A 21,628-nucleotide genomic window follows, 5' to 3' on the forward strand; every position below is an offset into this window, starting at 1 on the left:
ATCGAGCGATGCAGGGCAACACGCGCACATTCCTTCTCATGGCGGCGATGACGGCGCTGCTGATGGGGATGGGCTGGCTGATCGGAGGGAGCGGCGGCGCGATCCTTGCGCTGGTCGTTGCGGGGGTCGGCAACGTCTGGGCCTGGTGGAACAGCGACAAGGCGGTGCTGCGCCAGCATGGCGCGATGCCGGTGACGGAAGCCGAAGCGCCCGATCTGGTGCGGATGGTCCGGCAGCTTGCGGAACGTGCCGGGCTGCCGATGCCCGCCGTCTATGTGCTGGCGACCGAGCAGCCCAATGCCTTTGCCACCGGGCGCAACCCCGAGAACTCGGCCGTGGCGGTGACGCAGGGGCTGCTGCAAATCCTGACGCGCGACGAACTCGCGGGCGTGATTGCGCATGAACTGGCCCATATCAGGCACCGCGACACGCTGACGATGACGGTGACCGCGACGATGGCGGGCGCGATCGCGATGCTGGGCAACATGATGCTGTTCACCGGCAACCGCGACCGCCCCGGCGGGGCGCTGGGCGGCATCCTCGCCATGATCCTCGCGCCCTTGGCGGCGATGCTGGTGCAGATGGCGGTCTCGCGGTCGCGGGAATATGTGGCGGACCGCTCGGGGGCGGAGATCTGCGGCAACCCGATGGCTTTGGCCTCGGCACTGGCGAAGATCGCCAATGCGGCGGGGCGGACGGTCAACATCCCGGCGGAACGCAACCCGGCCTCGGCGTCGATGTTCATCATCAACCCGCTGGGGGCATTGCGGATGGACAAGCTGTTCTCGACCCATCCCTCGACGCAGGAGCGGATTGACCTGCTGGCGCGGATGCAGGTCGCGCCCGTCGCCCGCAGTTCCGTCCCCCCGGTGCGGCGCGGATGACCCCTGATCCTGCCCTGCGCGGCGAGCGGATGGAGGGCGAGGCCGAGGACCGCGCCCTTCGCCCCCAGAAGCTTGAGGAGTTCATCGGCCAGGCCGAGGCGCGCGCCAACCTGCGCGTCTTCATCGACAGCGCCCGGATGCGGGGACAGGCGATGGATCACACGCTGTTCCACGGCCCCCCGGGCCTCGGCAAAACCACGCTGGCGCAGATCATGGCGCGGGAACTGGGCGTGAACTTCAAGATGACCTCGGGGCCGGTGCTGGCGCGGGCGGGCGATCTGGCGGCGATCCTGACCAACCTGGAAGCCCGCGACGTGCTGTTCATCGACGAGATCCACCGGATGAACCCGGCGGTCGAGGAAGTCCTGTATCCGGCGCTGGAAGATTTCGAGCTGGACCTCGTGATCGGCGAGGGACCTGCGGCGCGCACCGTGCGGATCGAACTGCAGCCCTTCACGCTGGTCGGCGCGACGACGCGGCTGGGCTTGTTGACGACCCCGCTGCGTGATCGCTTCGGCATCCCGACCCGGCTGCAGTTCTATACGGTCGAGGAACTGGACCTGATCGTCACTCGTGGCGCCCGACTGATGGGCATCAAGGCCGAGCCGGAGGGCACGTGGGAAATCGCCCGCCGCGCGCGGGGCACCCCCCGGATCGCGGGCCGGCTGCTGCGCCGGGTCGTGGACTTTGCGCTGGTCGAGGGAGACGGGCGGCTGACGCGCGAACTGGCCGACATGGCGCTGACGCGGCTGGGGGTGGACGACCTCGGGCTGGACTCGGCCGACCGGCGGTATCTCACGCTGATGGCCGAGCATTACGGCGGCGGGCCGGTCGGGGTGGAAACGCTGTCCGCCGCGCTGTCAGAAAGCCGCGACGCCATCGAGGAAGTGATCGAGCCCTACCTGCTGCAACAGGGCTTGATCCTGCGCACGCCGCGTGGCCGGATGCTCGGGCATTTGGGGTGGCGGCATCTGGGGCTGGACATGCCCAGGGCCGCGCAGGCAGGATTGTTCGATGAGTGACGTGGAAGACCGGCTGCGCGGCAGCTTCGCGCGGCAGACGATGATGCAGACCTTGGGGGCGGAGCTTGAGGAGGCATCCGAGGGCCGGACCCGGATCGCTGCCCCCATCGCGGACCATGTGCTGCAGCAGCAGGGCTTCGCCCATGCGGCGCTGGCCTTCGCCATCGGCGATTCGGCGGCAGGCTACGCGGCTTTGTCGGTGCTGCCGGAAGGGGCCGAGGTTGTCACGGTCGAGATGAAGATCAACCTTCTGTCTCCTGCCGTGGGCGACCGTCTCGTGGCCGAGGGCCGGGTGATCCGCCCGGGCCGCCGTATTGTCGCGGTAGCGTCCGACGTGTTCGCGGAAGGCGCGAACGGCCGCAAGCACATCGCCACGCTGCTGGGCACGATGGTCCCGGTCGAGCCATGAGCGACTGGCCCATTTTCCTGCGCTACGCCGTGACCGCGATCGTCTTCGCCCTGACGATCTGGGCCTTCAGCACCGGACACATGCTTCTGGCCGTTCTGGGGATCGGCGCCTGCATCTTCGTGTTCCAGCGGTTCTTCCTGTCGGACATCTGACGCTGAGGGCCGGGGAAGGTGGGGCCGGCCTCCACCCTGCGGGTTGCCGCGTCGAGGCCCTGACAGGGTCCGGCGACATGATTAGGTAATGTTGCATCCGCCCCGCCATCTGCAGGAGTTCATGACCACGCATTTCCCTGAACGCGCCCGCATCGGGGTGCTGACGACCGAGCCGGTGGGCCGGCTCGACTACCTCTCGCCCGAGGGGGGCGTGCTGCTGGGACAACTGGTCGTCGTGCCGTTGGGACCGCGCCGGGTGCTGGGCGTGGTCTGGGGCAAGGGGATGGGCGACTTCGACGCGGCCAAGCTGCGGCCTGTCGCGCGGCTGGTGGACGCCGCCCCATTCGGCGAGGGGATGCTGGAGTTCATCGGGCGCGCCGCCGACTACACCCTGACGCCCCTGCCGGTGATGCTGCGGATGACGCTGCGCGCGCCCGACCTGGACCAGCCGCCAGCCGCCCGCCGCGTCGTCCACCGCGTGGGACCGCCACCCGACCGCATGACCGAGGCGCGGGCCGCCGTCCTGCGGGTGATCGAGGAGCATGGCGGCGCGGGCTTCGCCCCTTCGGAACTGGCGCAACTGGCAGGGGTCGGCGCCTCGGTCGTCAAGGGGCTGGTCGGCACGGGAACGCTGGTCGAGACCGAGGCGCCGAAGGACGCGCCTTATCCGCGGCTCGACCCTTCGCTGCCGGGAAAGCCGCTGGCGCCGGATCAGGCAGAGGCGGCCGAGGCTCTGCGAACCGGCCTGCGCGGCGGCGGCTATGCGACGACCCTGCTGCGGGGGGTCACCGGCTCGGGCAAGACCGAGGTCTATCTGGAAGCCGTGGCCGAGACCCTGCGGATGGGCCGGCAGGCGCTGGTCCTGTTGCCGGAAATAGCGCTGTCGGCCGAGTTCATCGACCGTGTCGAGGCCCGCTTCGGTGCCCGTCCCGGCGAGTGGCACTCGGGCATCACCCGCACCGAGCGCCGCCGGTTGTGGCACATGGCGGGGCGGGGCGAGGTGGGCGTGGTCGTCGGCGCAAGGTCCGCGCTGTTCCTGCCCTTCCGCGACCTCGGCCTGATCGTGGTCGATGAGGAACATGACGGCTCCTACAAGCAGGACGAGACGGTGCATTACAACGCCCGCGACATGGCCGTGCTGCGCGCCAGCATCGAGGGGGCGCAGGTGGTGCTGGCCTCGGCCACCCCTTCGGTCGAGACCTGGGTGAATGCGGCGACCGGCAAGTATCGCCGCGTGGACCTGCGCGCCCGCTATGGCGAGGCGGAACTGCCCGACATGGCCGCCATCGACCTGCGGAAAGAGGACCTGCCCTCGGGCCGCTGGATTTCCCCCACCCTCGGCCGGGCGGTCGAGGAGCGGCTGGAGCGGGGGGAACAGTCTCTGCTGTTCCTCAACCGCCGAGGCTATGCACCGGTGACGACCTGCCGGGCCTGCGGCCACCAGATCGGCTGCGACGACTGCGACGCGCGGATGGTGGAGCACCGCTTCCAGCGGCGGCTGATCTGCCACCAGTGCGGCGCGACCAAGCCGATCCCGGTGGCCTGCCCGGCCTGCGGCGTCGAGGGCAAGCTCGCCGCCATCGGCCCCGGCGTCGAGCGGCTGGGCGAAGAGGTGGCCGAGCGTTTCCCCGGCAAGCGCGCGGTGGTGCTGTCCTCGGACCTCTATACCTCGGCCCGGGTGTTGAAGGAGACGATCGCGAACATCGCGGCGGGGGATGCCGACATCATCATCGGCACCCAGATCGTGGCGAAGGGGCACAACTTTCCCCAGTTGACGCTGGTCGGTGTGATCGACGCGGACCTCGGGCTGCAGGGGGCGGACCTGCGGGCGGCGGAACGGTCCTTCCAGCTGATGCGGCAGGTAGCCGGGCGAGCCGGACGGCAAGCGGGCGACCGGCCGGGCCTTGCGCTGCTGCAGACGCACCAGCCCGAGCATCCGGTGATCCGCGCGATCCTGTCGGGTGACGACGAGGCCTTCTGGAACGCCGAAGCCGAATCGCGCCACGCCGCCCGCATGCCGCCCTTCTCTCGACTTGCGGGCATCATCCTGTCCCACCCCGACCAGCCGGTGGTCGAGGCATACGCGCAGGAACTCGCCCGCCGCGCTGCGCCCCTCTCCGAGATCGGAGCCGAGCTGTTCGGCCCCGCGCCCGCACCCATCGCGCGGGTGCGGGCGCGCTATCGCGTGCGGATGCTGGTCCGCGCGCCCCGGCAGGCGCCGCTGCAATCGGCCATCGCGGCGTGGCTCGCCGTTGCACCGAAAGCGCCGACGAACCTGCGCCTCGCGGTGGACATCGACCCGCAGAGCTTCCTTTGACGTCTTGAAAGCAACGAGCAGCCGAGCAACGATTCCCTTGGCCGTCCTGCGGGAGCGGGTATTCAGACCAGAAAGAAGATGCCTGCCGGCTTCTTCTTCGCCCGAATATCTGGGGCTTTCGAGCGACCGGCCGGCAGCCCGGTAGACTTTTGTCAGCGAGGAAGGCCATGGCCGTGGCGATCGGGGCAGAGCCCCGCGTCAGGCACCGCTTTCAACCAGCACGGACTCCAGCACAGGAGCGAGGCGAGCGGCCCACATCTCCTGCCCCCCTGCGTCCCGGATCAGGTCGTTCCTGACCTCGACCAGCAGGTTCGGGCGGCCCTGTGCCAGCGCGTGGGTGTCAATGGAATCACCTTCAAGATGGCCGCTGTAGGGCTCGTTGTCGCCGGTGATCCAGCCCTGCGCGCGGCAGGCGCGGACCATCGCGGGGCCGAGCCGTTCATCGCGGTGGGAATAAAGGATGCCGACCAGCCAAGGGCGCGGCGGGCGGCCCTTGAGTTGCGGGGTGAAGCTGTGGACGGCGCAGATCGCCCGCGCCGGATGGGCCGCGGCCAGCCGGGCGAGTTCCCGGTGATAGGGGCGATAGAGGCGGTCGAGCCGCCGTTCCCGTTCTGCCGCATCCGCGCTGCGGTTCGCCGGGATCACCGTGCCGTCGTAAAGCCGCATCAGCAGCGTCGGGTCGTCCTCTCCCCGGTTCGGGTCGATCACGAGGCGCGAGAAATCCGACCGCACCATCGGCGCGTCCAGCCTGTGCGCCAGCGCCGAGGCAAGCCCCGCCGCGCCCACGTCATGGGAGATGTGGCGCGCCATGTCCTGCGCCGCGATGCCGAGGTCGCCGCCGTTCACCCAGTGCGGCACGCGGTTCGTCGCATGGTCGCAGGTGACAAGCCAGCGCGAGGGGCGGGTTTCTCCCTCGATGGTGAAGGGCGGGGCGTCGATCGGATCACTGTCATGTGCGTTCATGATGGGGGCGGTATACGTCCCGCTGCATGGCCGCGCCAGTTGCCCGTTCCGCAAGAGACGAGTAGACGATAGCGCAAACATGCCCGAAGGCAGGGGAAACAGGCAGATGAGACGACACCGCAACGTGAAGATCGTGGCGACCCTTGGCCCCTCGTCGAGCGATCTGGCGACGATCCGGGCGCTGTTCGAGGCGGGCGCGGACGTCTTCCGCCTGAACATGAGCCATGGCGAGCATTCCGACCAGAAGGCCCGATATGACGCCATCCGCGCCGTCGAGGCCGAGCTTGGCCGCCCCATCGGCGTGCTGGCCGACCTGCAGGGCCCGAAGCTGCGGGTGGGGGTCTTCGCAGAGGGCGCCCATGAGCTTGAGGAAGGCCAGCCGTTCCGCTTCGACCTCGACCCCGCGCCGGGGGACGGCCAGCGCGTCCAGTTGCCCCACCCCGAGATCTTCGCGGCGCTGAAGGTCGGCTCGCGCCTGCTGGTCAATGACGGCAAGATCCGCCTGCGGGTCCAGCATTGCGGCCCGGATTTCGCCGATTGTCTGGTGACGGCGGGCGGGCCGATTTCGAACCGCAAGGGGGTCAACGTTCCCGACGCGGTGCTGCCGCTCAAGGCGCTGTCGGACAAGGACCGAGCCGATCTGGAATTCGCCTGCGGGCTGGGCGTGGACTGGCTGGCCCTGTCCTTTGTCCAGCGTCCCGAGGACGTGATCGAGGCGCGCGAACTGGCGCAGGGCCGCGCCGCCATCCTGTCCAAGATCGAGAAGCCCGCGGCGGTGGAATGCTTTGCGGACATCCTCAGGGTCTCGGACGGGATCATGGTCGCGCGCGGCGATCTGGGGGTGGAACTGCCGGTCCATTCGGTGCCGCCGATCCAGAAGCGGCTGGTCCGCGCCTGCCGGCAGGCGGCGAAGCCGGTGATCGTGGCGACCCAGATGCTGGAATCGATGATCGAAAGCCCGATGCCGACGCGGGCCGAGGTCAGCGACGTCGCCACCGCCATCTACGAGGGCGCGGATGCCATCATGCTGTCGGCCGAATCGGCCGCCGGCCGCTATCCGGTCGAGGCGGTGCAGACCATGGACAGCGTCGCCCGGTCGGTCGAGGGCGATCCCATCTACCGCCAGGTCATCGACGGCTCGCGCGGCACCGACAATCGCACCAGCGTCGCCGATTCGATGGCCGTGGCCGCGCGCGAGATCGCCGAAACCACCGACATCGCGGCGATCTGCGCCTATACCCAGTCCTCGACCACCGTGCGGCTGGTCGCCCGCGAACGCCCCAAGGTGCCCATCATCGCCATGAGCTCGGAACCCTGCGTGCTGCGGCGCATGGCGCTGGTCTGGGGGGCGCATTGCGTGGGCACGCCGGTCCTGGAACGATTCAAGCAGGCGGTGGTCAATGCGGTGAAGGCGGCGCAGGAATTCGACTTCGCCGACCCTACCCGCAAAGTTATCGTGATCGCAGGCGTTCCCTTCAACACGCCGGGCTCCACCAACATTCTTCGCGTTGCATCCTGCGACGAGCTGTTGCTATCCAGCACGGACCCTGAATAACGGCGCAGTCGCGCCCCTCACGAGTTGCAAGGCATGTCCGACATCCTCATCCTGCTGGGCACCGCGCTGATGGCGGTGTCGGTCATCCTGGCGATCGCCGCACTGGCGCGGACCGAGCCGCCGCGCGGCGCCGCCATCGCCTTTGTCTTCGGGCTGGCAGCCCTGTTCGCGGGAGCCTGGCTGGACCCGACGCCCTTCCGCGTGCAGGATCTGGGGCTGGCCTGGCAGAGGCTTCTGAGCGGCCAGATCCGGCTGTAAGGCCGGCTTTTCCCTTGCCATCCGGGCCGGACGCCGCTATCAGGCGCGCTTCGACATCCGCGCGGCCGGCCCTATGGCATTGCCGAGTCGCGCGTTCACTCTGACTTAGGAGAAGAAAATGCCGAAGATGAAGACCAAGGCCGCTGCGAAGAAGCGGTTTTCGATGACCGCTTCGGGCAAGGTCAAGGCGGGCCCGGCGGGCAAGCGCCACGGCATGATCAAGCGCTCGACGAAGTTCATCCGCGAAACGACGGGGACCATGATCCTGTCCGACGCGGACACGAAGATCGTCAAGAAATACATGCCCTACGACCGCTGAAAAGGATCTGAACCATGTCCCGCGTTAAATCCGGCAAGGTCACCCACGCCCGCCACAAGAAGGTCCTTGACGCTGCCAAGGGCTATTACGGCAACCGCTCGCGCAACTTCCGCACCGCCACGCAGGCCGTGGACAAGGCGCTGCAGTATGCAACCCGCGACCGCAAGGTCCGCAAGCGCAACTTCCGCGCGCTGTGGATTCAGCGCATCAACGCCGCCGTCCGCGCGGTGGATGCCGAGATGACCTATTCCCGCTTCATCGCCGCCCTGTCCAAGGCCGGGATCGAGGTGGACCGCAAGGTCCTGGCCGACCTGGCCGTGCACGAGCCCGAGGCGTTCAACGCCATCGTGGCCCAGGCAAAAGCCGCCGCCGACACCCCGGCCCCCGTCGCCGCCTGATCATTCGGACAGGATGATCTGCAGAAACCCGTGCCCCGGCGCGGGTTTCTTTGTTTCACGCCCGCGTGACGTCCCGCCCCGGCCCGCAACCGCCGCTCCCGCTGCGGGGTTGATCCGGCATGGACATCGCCACCCGCCTGCCGCCCCGCGTTCCCCTCGCCTCGCGCCCGCTGGGCATCCTCGGCTCGGCCCTGACCGCCCGGCGCAACGTGCTGGAACTGATCCCGGAACTCGCCCTGCGCCAGCCGATGGTGTCGGGCAAGCTGGGCATCCGCTGGCACATGGTCATGGACCCCGACGCCCTGCGCCGCGTGCTGAAGGACCGGCCCGAGGATTACCCCAAGTCCACCGTCACCCGGATGATCCTGGAACCCGCCATCGGCGACAGCCTGTTCATCGCCGAAGGCGCGCAGTGGCGCTGGCAGCGGCTCGCCGCCGCCCCCGCCTTTGCCGCCCGCCATGTCGAGGCGCTGGCCCCGGTGATGACCGCCGCCGCCGAGGCATCCGCCGCCCGCATCGCCGCGGCCCCCCAACCCTTCGACGCCTTTGCCGAGATGATCGCCGTGACCTTCGACGTCATCAGCGACGTCACCTTTTCCGGCGACAACGCCTTTGACCGCGACGCCGTCCACCATGCCATCGACCGCTACATCGCCTCGACCGCGCGGGTGTCGGTGCTGGACGTGCTGGGCGCACCCCCTTGGGTGCCGCGTCCGGGGCGGATGATTTCGGGCAACGCGCTGAAGCGGACCAAGAAGCTCGCCGACCAGGCCATCGCCGAGCGCGCCCGCCGAGGCCCCCGCGTGCCGCCCGACCTTCTGGATCTGCTGCGGTCCGGCGTGGACCCGGAAACCGGGCGGTCCATGAACCCTTCGGAACTGCGCGACAACCTGCTGACCTTCATCGTCGCGGGGCACGAGACGACGGCGCTGACGCTGTCCTGGGCGCTTTACCTCTGCGCCTTCGATCCCGCCGTGCAGGCCCGCGCCGCGGCCGAGTCGCAGGCGGCAGGCCCCCGCATCACTGCCGACGACCTGCCGCGCCTGCCGTATGTCCAGCAGGTCGTGCAGGAAACGCTGCGGCTTTACCCGCCCGCCGCCTTCCTGTCGCGGACCGCGCGCCGTGCCGACACGCTGGGCGGCCGGCAGATCCAGCCCGGCGATACCGTCATGCTGCCGATCTACGCCCTGCACCGGCACAAGCTGTTGTGGGACAACCCCGACGCCTTCGATCCCGAGCGCTTTGCCCCCGGCATCGAGCGCGACCGCTTCGCCTTCCTGCCCTTCGGCGGCGGCCCCCGCATCTGCATCGGCGCCAACTTCGCGCTGCAGGAGGCCGCGATCATCCTTGCCACCCTGCTCTCCCGCTTCAACTTCGCGCTGGTCCCCGGCCGCGACCCGCGCCCCCGGATGATCCTGACGCTGCGCCCCGAGGGCGGCGTCTGGCTGCGCGCCACGCCGCGCTAGAAACCGCGCGTCCCCCGTGCTAACCCCGCCCCGCAATTCCCGCGAGGCCCCCCGATGACCGACCCCGACAGCTTGCGTTCCACCTGGCTTGGCCGCGTTGCCGAGGCCGAAGGCGTCACGGCGCTGGAGGAGGTCCGGCTTGCCGCGCTGGGCAAGAAGGGCGAGATCGCGCTGAAGATGCGCGAACTGGGCCGCATGACCCCCGAGGAGCGGCAGACCACCGGGGCCGCCCTCAACCGCGTCAAGGACGAGATCGACGCCGCCCTCCGCGCCCGCAAGCTGGCGCTGGAGGACGCGGCGCTGGATGCGCGGCTCGCGGGCGAGTGGCTGGACGTCACGCTGCCCGGCCGCCCGCGCCCGGCTGGCACCATCCATCCTGTCAGCCAGGTCATGGAGGAGGTCACCGCGATCTTCGCCGACATGGGATTCGCCGTGGCCGAGGGACCGCAGGTCGAATCCGACTGGTACAACTTCGACGCCCTGAACATCCCGCCCGAACACCCCGCCCGGCAGGAGCATGACACCTTCTTCATGGCCCGCGCCGCAGGCGACACCCGCCCGCCCCATGTCCTGCGCACCCATACCTCGCCCGTCCAGATCCGCGCGATGGAGGCGATGGGCGCCCCCATCCGCATCATCTGCCCCGGCCGCGTCTATCGCATGGACATGGACCAGACCCACACGCCCATGTTCCACCAGGTCGAGGGGCTGGCGATCGGCAAGGGCATCTCGATGGCCAACCTGAAATGGACGCTGGAAGAATTCTGCCGCGCCTTCTTCGAGGTCGACGAGGTCGAACTGCGCTTCCGCGCTTCGCATTTCCCCTTCACCGAGCCCTCGGCCGAGGTGGACATCCGCTGCGACTGGTCCGGCGGGCAACTGAAGATCGGGCAGGGGGAAAGCTGGCTGGAAATCTTGGGCAGCGGCATGGTCCATCCCAAGGTGCTTGAGGCGGGCGGGATAGACCCGTCCGAGTGGCAGGGCTTCGCCTTCGGCATGGGCATCGACCGGATCGCCATGCTGAAATATGGCATCCCCGATCTGCGCGCGTTCTTCGAGAGCGATTTGCGCTGGCTGCGGCACTATGGGTTTGCGGCGGGGGATGTGCCATCGGTGAGTGGGGGGCTGAGTCGATAATACCCTTGATGTGTGGGGTGTATCAGCTAAGCTAGTTTAGCTTAATGGGACGTATGCGCTAATTAGGGAGGGGTCGCCTTCTTTTTCTTCTTTTTCTTTTATCCATCACCTGCAGAAAAGTTTTTTTGGCTACGGCAGGTGGCAAGAGAGTCGGGCTTAACGCCCTCTGGTATGGCATTAAGCGTTAGTAATATGCCTTCTGTTGTAGAGGCCTTGGTTAGTGAGCGACTGCTTGATGTAATTAAGCAGGATGATAAGCGTATCTTTCATCTTTCGGACCTTGGCCAGAATGAGCTTGACAAGCTCACAGAAGTAGATGGCTTGGAAGCTGCAGCGCGAGAATATGAATCTTCTTTGGATGCTTCCATACGTATGCAACTTCGGGAGCCAAAGCGTTTATCCTACCACCCGGCCTCGGCAATAGATAACGCTGATACGTCGCATAGCTCTTTAATAAATGTTAAGCCTCATAAAGAGCAATTTATAGTCAAAAAGCTTTTGAGCGACTTCCATGTTCATAAACCCAAGCTTTGGCAATGGTTTAAGGGCTTTGCGGTATTGATCCTTGCCCCTCTTCTCGTTGGTTTCTTATCTAAGCTCTTGGGCTGGTAGGCATTCTTTAGGGATGGTTTCGTTGGTCTTGCTTTACAGGCCCGGCTTGGCTCGTTACCACCCGCCGGGTATTGATGATTTGTAGGGAGCTCCGGCAGTGAAACTCACCCTCTCCTGGCTCCGTGACCATCTCGACACCACGGCGACCCTGACCGAGATCACCGACGCGCTGACCGACCTCGGGCTCGAGGTCGAGGAGGTCGTCGATCCCGCCGCGAAGCTGTCCTCCTTCACCCTCGCCCGGATCGAGCATGCCGAGCCGCATCCCGATGCCGACCGGCTGCGGGTGCTGCGGGTGGAAACCGACGAGGGCGAGAAGCAGGTCGTCTGCGGCGCGCCGAATGCGCGGGCGGGGCTGGTCGGCGTGCTGGCCAAGCCCGGCGACTATGTGCCGGGCATCGACACCACCCTCGGCGTCGGGAAGATCCGGGGGATCGAGAGCCACGGCATGCTGGCCTCGGAGCGCGAGCTTGAGCTTTCCGACGAGCACAACGGCATCATCGAGCTGCCCTCGGGGCAGGTCGGGCAGCGCTTCGTCGATTGGCTGGCCGAGAACGCGCCGGAGAAGATCGACCCGATGATCCACATCAAGATCACCCCGAACCGCCCCGACGCGCTGGGCGTGCGGGGGATCGCCCGCGACCTCGCCGCGCGGGGGCTGGGGGTGCTGAAGCCGCTGGAGGTTCAGGCCGTCGCGGGCAGCTATGACAGCCCCCTCGGCGTGACCATCGCGCCGGACGTGCTGGACCGCGCCCCGCATTTCACGGGCCGGCTGATCCGGGGCGTGACGAACGGCCCCTCGCCGGACTGGCTGCAGCAGCGTCTGCGCGCCATCGGGCTGCGGCCGATCTCGGCGCTGGTCGATATCACCAACCTCTTCACCTTCGACCTGAACCGCCCGCTGCATGTCTTCGATGCGGCCAAAGTCCAAGGCGACCTGACCGTGCGCGGCGCGCGGGACGGGGAAAGCCTGCTCGCGCTCGACGGCAAGACCTATGCCCTGCGCGCGGGCGACCTGGTGATCGCGGACGACCACGGCCCGGAAAGCCTTGCGGGCATCATGGGCGGAGAGGCCTCGGGCGTGACCGAGGCCACCACCGACGTCTTCCTCGAAAGCGCATACTGGCAGCCCATCGGCATCGCGGCGACCGGGCGGGCGCTGAGGATCAACTCGGACGCCCGCTATCGCTTCGAGCGCGGCGTGGACCCGGCTTTCACCCGCGACGGGCTGGAACTGGCAACGCGGCTGATCCTCGATCTCTGCGGCGGCGAGGCCAGCCACGTGGTCGAGACCGGCGCTGCCCCGGACCATGCCCGCGCCTACCGGCTGGACCCGGCGCGGACCCAGAGCCTTGTTGGGCTGGACATCCCCGAAGCCGAGCAGCGCGCCACGCTGGAGGCGCTGGGCTTCCGGCTGGAGGGCGCCATGGCCCATGTGCCAAGCTGGCGCCCGGACGTGCAGGGCGAGGCCGATCTGGTCGAGGAAATCGCCCGCATCGCCAGCCTCTCGCGCCTGCAGGGCCAGCCCCTGCCGCGCCCCCGCGCGGGCGTGCCGCAGCCGGTGCTGACCCCCCTGCAGCGCCGCGAGTCCGCCGCCCGGCGGATGGCGGCGGCGCTGGGCTACAACGAATGCGTGACCTACAGCTTCATCGACCAGCCCTCGGCCGCGCTGTTCGGCGGCGGGTCCGAGGCGGTGCGGATCGAGAACCCGATCTCGTCGGAAATGACCCACCTGCGCCCCGACCTGCTGCCCGGCCTGCTGGCGGCGGCTGCCCGCAACCAGGCGCGCGGTTTCATGGACCTGTCGCTGTTCGAGGTCGGCCCCGTCTTCACCGGCGGCGAGCCGGGCGAGCAGGCAGTGCAGCTTTCCGGCCTGCTGGTTGGGGGGAACGCCCCCCGCGACCCGCATGGCTCTCGCCGCGCGGTGGACATCTATGACGCCAAGGCCGATGCCGAGGCGATCCTCTCCGCCATCGGCGCGCCTGCCCGCGCCCAGATCGACCGCAAGCTCGACGGCTGGTGGCACCCCGGCCGCGCCGGCAACATCGCGCTGGGGCCTAAGCGGCTGGCGACGTTCGGAGAGGTCCACCCCCGCATCCTCAAGGCGCTGGACGTCAAGGGACCGGCGGTCGCCTTCACCGTCCATCTCGCCAACGTGCCGCTGCCCAAGGTCAAGACCCCCACGCGCCCTGCGCTGGAGATCAGCGACCTGCAGGCGGTGGAACGCGACTTCGCCTTCGTCGTGGACAACCGCGTCGAGGCGCTGGCGCTGGTCAACGCGGCGCAAGGCGCCGACAAGGCGCTGGTCGAGCGTGTCACCGTCTTCGACGAGTTCAAGGGCGAACGGGCCGAGGCGCAGATGGGTTTGGGCAAAAAGTCCATCGCCCTGACCGTCCGCCTGCAGCCAAAGGGCAAGACCCTGACCGACGCGGACATCGAGGCGGTCGCGGCGAAGATCGTCGAGAAGGTGGGCAAGGCCACGGGGGGAACCCTGCGCGGCTGAGCTTTCTCGCGTGTTGGTGGATAATTAACCACAAGCACAATCTAAGGTTGGTGAGCGGGTCTATGCTGTCCTAGGCTGGGCCTGCCCCCGTTCGGAAGGATTCTGCCCGTGTCGGTTCTGTCCCCACAGCAATATGCCCAGCGGCTGATGACCAGCCTCTACAGCGACGGCGTGACCCGGACGATGCGTCCGGGTTCCGACGGCGCGATCAGCGTCAATATCACCGACCTGACAGGGCAGGAGAAATGGCTTGCCCGCGCCGCCTTGGGCGAGATCGGCGAAGTGACCGGCCTGCGGTTCCGCGAGACCACGGGCGCGGCCCAGATCACCTACAGCAACGACGGAACCGGGGCGAACACCCGCACGACGGCCTCGGGGGCGACCATCAACAAGGCTACTGTGCGGATCTCGAACGACCGGGTCAGTGACACGGACGGCTACGGCAGCTTCGCTTTCCGCACCTACATGCACGAGACGCTGCACGCCCTCGGGCTGGGCCATCCGCAGGATTATGGCCGGGCGCGCGAGTTCTCGCAGTCGGCCATCCACAATGACAGCTGGCAGATCAGCCTGATGTCCTATTTCGACCAGGACGAGAACACCCGGATCAACGCGACCAAGGCCTATCAATTGACGCCGATGGTGGCCGATTACCTTGCGCTGAAGCAGATGTATGGTCCCGCAACCATCCATGCCGGGAACACGGTCTACGGGGTGAACTCGAACGCGGGCGGTTCGCTGGATGTGGCGGCGAGCCTCGGCGCTCGGGCGACCTTCCTGATCGCGGACAGCGGTGGAACCGATCATGTGAACTTCGCCAGAAGCACGGCGGGTCAGCGGATCGACCTTGCGGCCGGGGCGATCTCGGACGTCATGGGCGCGATGGGCAACATGCAGATCGCGCCCGACACGCAGATCGAGAATGCGACCGGCGGGCAGGGCGCCGACAGGATCACCGGCAATGCAGCCGCCAACCGGCTGGCGGGGAACGCCGGCAACGACCTGCTTTATGGCCGGGCCGGCAATGACGTCCTGGATGGGGGCGCCGGGAACGACAAGCTCTGGGGCGAGGATGGCAACGACCAGTTGATCGGCGGCGCCGGCAACGATTCGCTTTACGGCGGGGCCGGCAATGACCGCCTGATCGAATCGGCCGGTACGAATTATCTGGATGGCGGGATTGGCAATGACGTGCTGATCGGCGGCAGCGGCGATGACCGGCTGATCGGGGGCGCCGGCTCGGACAGCCTGTCGGGCAATGCCGGACACGACCGGCTGGAAGGCGGCGACGGCGGCGACCGGCTGTTCGGCCAAGCAGGCAACGACCGGATCGAGGGCGGCGGCGGCCATGACATCATCATTGGCGGCGTGGGCAACGACACCCTTTACGGTGGCGCCGGCAACGATGACCTCGCGGCCGAGGGCGGCAGCGACTTTCTCGACGGCGGTGCGGGCAATGACCTGCTGCGCGGGGGCGCTGGGGCAGATCGCTTCGTCTTCAACCTCGGCTCGGACACCATCCGCAACTTCGATCCCGTTCAGGACAGCATCAACCTGAGCAGCTTTTCCGGGCTGGATTCATGGGCCGATGTCCGCGGGAAATTGACCGAAGCCGGCAACCATGTCGAGTTCCGCCAGGACGGCCAAACGCTGCGCATCGAATGGACGAGGCTTTCGGACCTCGCCGCCGACGACTTCATCTGGTGATCCGAAGGGACGGACTCAGGTCATCGGCAGATGCGCGATCAGCTTGTCGGGCGTGGCCGGGAAATCCCTGATCCGCACGCCCGTCGCGTTGTGGATCGCGTTCAGGATCGCGCCGGCGGTGCCGCAGATGGCGACCTCGCCGATGCCCTTGGCCTGCATGGGATTCGCGTAAGGATCGCGGTCGGGCAGGAAGGTCACGTCGATATGCGGCACGTCCAGGTTGGCGGGGACGTGGTATTCCGCGAGATCGCGATTGACGAAATGGCCGTCGCGGGGATCGTGCTGGACCTCCTCCATCAGGGCAGCGCCGAGGCCGAAGATCATGCCGCCGATGCATTGCGAGCGGGCGGTCTTCTCGTTGAGGATGCGGCCTGTCGCGAAGGTGGCCGAAAGGCGGCGGACCCGCACCTCGCCGGTCAGGGCGCTGACGGCGACCTCGGCGAATTGCGCGCCCCAGCTTGCCTGGCGCACGGTCTTTTCGGCAAGACCCGGCTGGATATGGCCCTTGGCCTTCAGCGAATCGCCGTCAAGGATCTCGGCCAGTGGCAGGATGCGGTTCCCGGCGATGGCCGCGCCGTCTTTCAGCGTCAGTTCCCCGGGGTCTACCTCCAGCCGCCTTGCGATCTCTGCCCGGACCGCCTGCGCCGCCAGCAGCACCGACGATCCCGCGGAAGCCGCCCCGAACGACCCGCCCGAACCCGAGGCGGGCGGCAGTTCGCTGTCCCCCAGCACTGTCGTCACCCGGTCCATGGGCAAGCCCAGCGCTTCGGCCACGATCTGGGTCAGGATCGCGTAGCTGCCGGTGCCGATGTCGGTCATGTCGGTTTCGACCCGCGCAGTGCCGTCGGGGTTCAGGATCACCGTGGCCTCGGATTCCTGCAGCATGTTGACCCGCACCGCGGTCGCCATGCCGATGCCCACCAGCCATTCGCCCTCGCGCCGGGTGCCCGCAGGCTGGCGCTGGTCCCAGCCGAAAGCCTCGGCCCCCGCGCGCAGGCAGTCCGCCATCCGGTGCGAGGAATAGGCGCGACCGGTGCCCGGCTCGTCCTCCGGGATGTTCCGCAGCCGCAGCTCGATGGGATCGATCCCCGTGGCCTCGGCCAGTTCGTCCATCGCGCATTCGATGACCGGCACGCCGATCGCCTCGCCCGGCGCCCGCATGGACCCCGCGTTGGTCACGTTCAACGAGGCGACATGGTGGCCGACCACCCGGTTCTCGCCCGCATAGGTAAAGGGCGAGGCTTGCGTCACCGGCTCCGAGAACGACTCCCCCGGCAGCGAGGACACCCAGGCCTCATGCCCGAAGCCGGTCAGCCGCCCCTCGGCATCCGCCGCCAGCCGCACCCGCTGGCGCGATTCCGACCGCCGCGTGGTCGCCTCGCAGACATTGCGCCGGTGCAGGGCGATGGCGACCGGCCGACCCAGCTTCTTCGCCGCGATGGCCGCCGCCACCGCCTCGTGCGAGATGCCAAGCTTGCTGCCGAAGCCGCCGCCGACGAAGGGCGACAGGATGCGGACATCCTTCGCCCGCACACCCAGCGCATCCGCCAGCTCGGCCTTGTTGAACTTGAGCATCTGGTACGACCCGCGCACCGTCAGCCTGCCGTCTTCCCACCAGGCGACGGCGGCATGGGGTTCCATTGCGGCATGGGTCATCGAGGGGGTCGTGTAGGCCACGTTCAGCCGATGCGCGGCCTCGGTCATGGCGCGGTCCAGATCGCCCTGCGCCGATTGCTTGGCCTTTGGGGTGGCATAGTCGGAAGGCTCGGCGCTGACCGTGGGCTTGCGCTCGATCAGCTCGGGGCGCGCGTTCAGCGCGGCATGACGCGCCTGCTCAAAGGTTTCGGCCACGACCAGCGCGATGGGCTGGCCGACATAAAGGATCTCGGACGGTCCCCGCATCGGCGCCTTGCCCGCCTGGCCCTGCGCCGGGGTCTGCAGCATCCGGTCGTCGCGCAGCACCGCCAGAACGCCCGGCATCGCCATCAGCTCGGGTTTGTTCATGCCGGTGACGAAGCCCTTGCCGATGGGGCTGCGGACGAAGAAGCCGTAGACCGTGCCCTCGGGGTGATCCTCGTCGGCATAGGTCGCGCGGCCGGTGGCCTTCAGCGGCCCGTCAGGACGATCCAGCGGCGCATGGATCACCCCCTGCGCCGTGGTGTCGAGGAAGTTCGTCTCGTCCTTGGCATCCATCCGGTGGGACAGCTTCAGTTCGATGGCATCGCGCATCACGCAACCTTTCTGCCGTCCAGGGCCTGCCGCATGGCCGCATGCAGCGTGCGGCGCAGCAGCGGGATCTTGAAATCATTGTCGCCCTGTCCCTGCGCGTCCTGCAGGATGATGTCGGCGGCGGCGTCAACGGCGGCGGCATCGCCGCCGGTGCCGGTCAGGGCGGCCTCGGCCTGGGGCACCCGCCAGGGCTTTGCGGCGACCCCGCCGATGGCCAGCGCCAGCCGGGCGATCTGCCCCTCCTCGATCGTCAGGTCCAGCGCGACCGAGACCAGCGCAAAGGCATAGCTGCGCCGGTCGCGGACCTTGCGGTAGATCTGGATGCCGCCGGTGGGCGCAGGCAGCAGGACGGCACGGATCAGTTCGCCCGGTTCCAGCACGGTGTCGCGTTCGGGATGATCGCCCGGCAGGCGGTGGAATTCGGCCACCGGGATCGTCCGCACCCCTGAGGGGCTGGTGATTTCCATCTGTGCGTCCAGCGCCACCAGCGCCACCGCCATGTCGCCGGGGAAGGTGGCGATGCAGTTTTCAGAGGCGCCAAGAATGGCGAGGTTGCGGTTCCGCCCGCCGATGGCATCGCAGCCCGACCCCGGCTCGCGCTTGTTGCAACGGGCGTCGAGGTCGTAGAAATACGGGCACCTCGTCCGCTGCAGCAGGTTGCCGCCGGTCGAGGCGCGGTTGCGGATCTGGGGGCTGGCCCCCGACAGGATCGCGCGGGACAGAAGCGGCCAGTCCCGGCGTACCCGCGCGTCCGCCGCCAGTTCGGCATTGCGGACCATGGCGCCGATCCGCAGGCCCTCGGCCTCTTCGGAAATCCCGGCCAAGGGCAGGGGATTGATGTCCACCAGCGCCGGCGGACGCTCGATTTCCAGCTTCATCAGGTCCAGAAGGTTGGTGCCCCCGGCGATGAAGCGGCCTTGTGCGGCCAGAGCCGCAACCTCGTCGCCCGCGCGCTGGTAGGTGAAGGGGATCATGCCGCATCCTCCGCCACGCTGCGGATCGCATCAACGATGTTCGGATAACAGGAACAGCGGCAGAGGTTCCCCGACATCCTTTCCCTCACCTCCTCCTCGTCGAAGGTCGGTGCGGTCAGATCGGGGCTGACGGCGCTGGGCCAGCCGCGGGCGGCTTCCTCCAGCATGGCGGTGGCCGAGACGATCTGCCCCGGCGTGCAATAGCCGCATTGCATCCCGTCGTGGGTGACAAAGGCGCGCTGCAGGTCCGACATCGCCTCGGGCGTGCCCAGCCCCTCGATGGTGGTGATGGCGGCCCCGTCGTGCATGACGGCCAGCGTCAGGCAGGAATTGATCCGCTGGCCGTCCAGCAGCACCGTGCAGGCGCCGCATTGGCCGTGGTCGCAGCCCTTCTTGGTCCCGGTCAGGTCCAGACGCTGGCGCAGCAGGTCCAGCAGGGTCACGCGCGGGTCGTCGATCTCAAGCTCGCGCGGCTGGCCGTTGATGGTCAGGCTGATCTGCATGGCTGTTCCCCGAAGGTTGGCTGTTTCCTCAACGACAGCAAGCGGGGCCGGTTCCATGTGGCACTGCCGCGGCGCGGTTATGCCGCGGACATGGCAAGCAGTTTCCCTTTGACCGGCAGGAATTCGCTTGTAGAAGCACAAGGATTGGTTGTGACGTGTAAAGCCCATGGTTGACTGGCACGACGACGGCTTCCTGGGCGATGACACTGCGTCCGCCACGCCCGAGGAGATCCTGCAGCGCAGTTGCGAACGCTACAGCGCGGCGCTGAGGGCGGGGGCGCTGGTCCTGTGGCGGGCGGATCTGTCCGGGCGCATCATTGCGGCCAAGGGCTGGCAGGCGCTGACCGGCCTGCCCGACCACAGCGCGCTGGACCGCGCGGCGATCGCCCGCTTCCACCCCGAGGACCGTGCCCGGCTGGACTTCCGTGGCCGAGAGATCGGCAGTTCGGTGCTGGCGGAAGGCCGGGTTCTGGACGCCCAGGGCCGCTGGCGCTGGATGCGCGGGCGCGGGGTGCTGATCCCCGAAAGGCCGGGCTACCCTGCCGAATGGGTGGGCACGCTGGAGGACATGCACGAGGAACGGCTGGCGCTGGAACGCGCCCGCTATCTGGCCGAACGCGATGCGCTGACCGGCCTCGGCAACCGCCGCTCGCTTTACGATCATCTGCACAGGCTGTCGGACAAGAACGCCTCGGCCACGGTGGCGCTGATCGACGTGGACCGCTTCAAGGCGATCAACGACATCCATGGCCACCATGTCGGCGACCGCTTCCTGGTGCGGCTGGCGCGGGCGCTGGTCGCCAGCGCCCCGCCCCACGCCGTCTGCGCGCGGATGGGCGGGGATGAATTCTGCGTCGTGCTGGCCGACGAGGCCGAGGCGCAGGCGCTGTTCGCGCGGCTGTCGGCCACCTGCGCCGCGGGCTTCGACGTTGGCAGCCTTCGCTGCCCGACGGGCATCAGCGCCGGCATCGCCGATGCGGACTGGACCGCGCCGAATCCTGTCTCGACCGTGTTGCGGCGGGCCGACCTTGCGCTTTACCACGCCAAGTCGCAGCCGGGCACGGCGGTCCGCTTCGAAGCCGCGATGCAGGACGAATCGGACGCGCGGCAACTGCTGCTGCACGCCATCGGCTCGGCCTGCCGCAACAACGAGCTCTTTCTGGAATATCAGCCCATCGTGTCGCTGGACAGCGCGCAGGCCTTTGCCTTCGAGGCGCTGCTGCGCTGGCAGCACCCGCAGTTCGGGCGCGTCGAGCCATCGACCTTCGTGCGGCTGGCCGAGCAGAACGGCATGATCTCGGAACTCGGGCGCTGGGTGCTGGACCGCGCCTGCGCCGACCTGCTGCGCGTGCCGGGGGATGTGCGGCTGAACGTCAATGTCTCGGCCCGGCAACTGGCCGAGCCGGGCTTTGCCGATGCCGCCGCCGCGATCGTCGGCGCCCATGGGGTCGATCCCCGGCGGCTGACGCTTGAACTGACGGAAAGCGTCTCGGCCAGCGCCGTCGCCTCGGGGACCGAGGTCGAAAGCCTGCGCCGCCACGGCTTCCGGCTGGTGCTGGACGATTTCGGGACCGAATACGCGGCACTGTCGCATGTGAGTTCCGGCCGCTTCGACGGGATCAAGCTGTCGCGCGACTTCATCGCCGATTGCTGCACCAGCGACCGCGCCTGGCTGGTGCTGCGCCATGTCGTCAACCTCTGCGACGACCTCGGCCTGACGGTGGTGGCGGAAGGGATCGAGACCGACGCCGAACTGGAGTCGCTGCGGGCCGCAGGCGTCCGGCTGGTGCAGGGCTATTACTTCGACCGGCCGCGGCGCTTGTCCGATCTTTACGGGAACCGCCCGGCGGTGGCGTGAACGCCGCCCCGTTCGGACGGCGTTCAAAGGCGTCAGACCGCCTCGTCGATCCAGGCCTTCAGCGAGGCCTTGGGCGCCGCGCCCATGCGGTTCGACACCACCTCGCCGTCCTTGAACATGAACAGCGCCGGGATGCCGCGAACGCCCAGCGTCGCCGGGATGTCGGGGTTCTCGTCCACGTTGACCTTCACGATCTTCACGCGGCCGGCGTATTCGTCGGACAGTTCCTCCAGCGCCGGGCCGATCTGGCGGCAGGGGCCGCACCATTCGGCCCAGAAGTCCACCACGACGGGGACATCGGACTGACGGACGACGCTGTCGAAATCGGCGTCGGTGGCTTTGGTCGTGGCCATGGGAGCAAA

The 21,628-nt window shown here is 68.2% G+C and carries 20 protein-coding genes; 15 read left to right on the forward strand and 5 right to left on the reverse strand.

All coding sequences use genetic code 11. The features are described from left to right. Nucleotides 1-8 precede the first annotated feature (8 nt). From htpX to H5395_RS06285, 5 genes are all read left to right on the forward strand, one after another. Complete coding sequence (htpX, locus tag H5395_RS06265) at nt 9-884, forward strand: zinc metalloprotease HtpX (RefSeq protein ID WP_182791687.1); 876 nt, start codon at nt 9-11, stop codon at nt 882-884. Next, nucleotides 881-1,906 carry a Holliday junction branch migration DNA helicase RuvB gene (gene ruvB, locus H5395_RS06270; protein WP_182791688.1) on the forward strand — a complete coding sequence of 342 codons (1,026 nt, stop codon included), beginning with the start codon at nt 881-883 and terminating at the stop codon, nt 1,904-1,906. The genes htpX and ruvB overlap by 4 nt, the downstream gene beginning before the upstream one ends. After that, the gene (locus tag H5395_RS06275; RefSeq protein ID WP_182791689.1) at nt 1,899-2,315 is read left to right on the forward strand and encodes a PaaI family thioesterase; all 417 of its coding nucleotides are present in this window, start codon (nt 1,899-1,901) and stop codon (nt 2,313-2,315) included. The genes ruvB and H5395_RS06275 overlap by 8 nt, the downstream gene beginning before the upstream one ends. Further along, the gene (locus tag H5395_RS06280) at nt 2,312-2,467 is read left to right on the forward strand and encodes a hypothetical protein (protein WP_182791691.1); all 156 of its coding nucleotides are present in this window, start codon (nt 2,312-2,314) and stop codon (nt 2,465-2,467) included. The genes H5395_RS06275 and H5395_RS06280 overlap by 4 nt, the downstream gene beginning before the upstream one ends. A 121-nt stretch (nt 2,468-2,588) precedes the next feature. Next, the gene (locus H5395_RS06285) at nt 2,589-4,784 is read left to right on the forward strand and encodes a primosomal protein N' (protein ID WP_182791791.1); all 2,196 of its coding nucleotides are present in this window, start codon (nt 2,589-2,591) and stop codon (nt 4,782-4,784) included. Between the two features lie 198 nt (nt 4,785-4,982). On the opposite strand, the gene H5395_RS06290 is transcribed toward H5395_RS06285, so the two are convergent. Then, on the reverse strand, nt 4,983-5,747 hold the full coding sequence (locus tag H5395_RS06290) for an N-formylglutamate amidohydrolase (protein WP_220494861.1): 765 nt from the start codon (nt 5,745-5,747) through the stop codon (nt 4,983-4,985). A gap of 106 nt (nt 5,748-5,853) precedes the next feature. Between H5395_RS06290 and pyk the strand changes: the two genes are divergently transcribed. The 9 genes from pyk to H5395_RS06335 all read left to right on the forward strand — a co-directional run bounded on the left by pyk (nt 5,854) and on the right by H5395_RS06335 (nt 15,702). Next, entirely contained in the window at nt 5,854-7,302 is a 1,449-nt protein-coding gene (pyk, locus tag H5395_RS06295; RefSeq protein ID WP_182791692.1) for a pyruvate kinase, read from the forward strand. 33 nt (nt 7,303-7,335) lie between these two features. After that, entirely contained in the window at nt 7,336-7,560 is a 225-nt protein-coding gene (locus H5395_RS06300; RefSeq protein WP_182791694.1) for a hypothetical protein, read from the forward strand. Nucleotides 7,561-7,678: 118 nt separating this feature from the next. Beyond that, a complete protein-coding gene (rpmI, locus tag H5395_RS06305) occupies nt 7,679-7,879 on the forward strand; it encodes a 50S ribosomal protein L35 (protein ID WP_182791695.1) in 201 nt (66 codons plus the stop codon). Nucleotides 7,880-7,893: 14 nt separating this feature from the next. After that, nucleotides 7,894-8,277, forward strand: a complete 384-nt coding sequence (rplT, locus tag H5395_RS06310) for a 50S ribosomal protein L20 (RefSeq protein ID WP_182791696.1) — start codon at nt 7,894-7,896, stop codon at nt 8,275-8,277. 119 nt (nt 8,278-8,396) lie between these two features. Further along, the gene (locus H5395_RS06315; RefSeq protein WP_182791698.1) at nt 8,397-9,743 is read left to right on the forward strand and encodes a cytochrome P450; all 1,347 of its coding nucleotides are present in this window, start codon (nt 8,397-8,399) and stop codon (nt 9,741-9,743) included. A 54-nt stretch (nt 9,744-9,797) separates the two neighbouring features. Further along, on the forward strand, nt 9,798-10,880 hold the full coding sequence (gene pheS, locus H5395_RS06320) for a phenylalanine--tRNA ligase subunit alpha (protein WP_182791700.1): 1,083 nt from the start codon (nt 9,798-9,800) through the stop codon (nt 10,878-10,880). Between the two features lie 171 nt (nt 10,881-11,051). Then, nucleotides 11,052-11,492, forward strand: coding sequence for a hypothetical protein (locus H5395_RS06325; protein ID WP_182791701.1), 441 nt, complete (start codon nt 11,052-11,054; stop codon nt 11,490-11,492). Nucleotides 11,493-11,589: 97 nt separating this feature from the next. Continuing rightward, nucleotides 11,590-13,995, forward strand: coding sequence for a phenylalanine--tRNA ligase subunit beta (pheT, locus tag H5395_RS06330; RefSeq protein WP_182791703.1), 2,406 nt, complete (start codon nt 11,590-11,592; stop codon nt 13,993-13,995). Between the two features lie 108 nt (nt 13,996-14,103). Continuing rightward, on the forward strand, nt 14,104-15,702 hold the full coding sequence (locus H5395_RS06335; RefSeq protein WP_182791705.1) for a M10 family metallopeptidase C-terminal domain-containing protein: 1,599 nt from the start codon (nt 14,104-14,106) through the stop codon (nt 15,700-15,702). 15 nt (nt 15,703-15,717) lie between these two features. Here H5395_RS06335 and H5395_RS06340 read toward each other — a convergent pair whose 3' ends face one another. Genes H5395_RS06340 through H5395_RS06350 form a run of 3 tightly spaced genes read right to left on the reverse strand, consistent with a single transcriptional unit; the run spans nt 15,718 to nt 19,408 of the window. Then, the gene (locus tag H5395_RS06340) at nt 15,718-17,931 is read right to left on the reverse strand and encodes a xanthine dehydrogenase family protein molybdopterin-binding subunit (protein WP_182791706.1); all 2,214 of its coding nucleotides are present in this window, start codon (nt 17,929-17,931) and stop codon (nt 15,718-15,720) included. Continuing rightward, the gene (locus H5395_RS06345; RefSeq protein ID WP_182791708.1) at nt 17,931-18,905 is read right to left on the reverse strand and encodes a xanthine dehydrogenase family protein subunit M; all 975 of its coding nucleotides are present in this window, start codon (nt 18,903-18,905) and stop codon (nt 17,931-17,933) included. The genes H5395_RS06340 and H5395_RS06345 overlap by 1 nt, the downstream gene beginning before the upstream one ends. Further along, on the reverse strand, nt 18,902-19,408 hold the full coding sequence (locus tag H5395_RS06350; protein ID WP_182791709.1) for a 2Fe-2S iron-sulfur cluster-binding protein: 507 nt from the start codon (nt 19,406-19,408) through the stop codon (nt 18,902-18,904). Before H5395_RS06350 ends, H5395_RS06345 begins: the two co-directional genes overlap by 4 nt. 166 nt (nt 19,409-19,574) lie before the next feature. Here H5395_RS06350 and H5395_RS06355 point away from each other — a divergent pair, with 166 nt between their 5' ends. Beyond that, complete coding sequence (locus H5395_RS06355; RefSeq protein ID WP_182791711.1) at nt 19,575-21,266, forward strand: bifunctional diguanylate cyclase/phosphodiesterase; 1,692 nt, start codon at nt 19,575-19,577, stop codon at nt 21,264-21,266. Nucleotides 21,267-21,298: 32 nt separating this feature from the next. Here H5395_RS06355 and trxA read toward each other — a convergent pair whose 3' ends face one another. Then, nucleotides 21,299-21,619, reverse strand: coding sequence for a thioredoxin (trxA, locus tag H5395_RS06360; protein WP_182791712.1), 321 nt, complete (start codon nt 21,617-21,619; stop codon nt 21,299-21,301). Nucleotides 21,620-21,628: the final 9 nt, after the last annotated feature.

It is taken from the genome of Paracoccus sp. MC1854, from assembly GCF_014164635.1.
Taxonomy (GTDB): domain Bacteria; phylum Pseudomonadota; class Alphaproteobacteria; order Rhodobacterales; family Rhodobacteraceae; genus Paracoccus.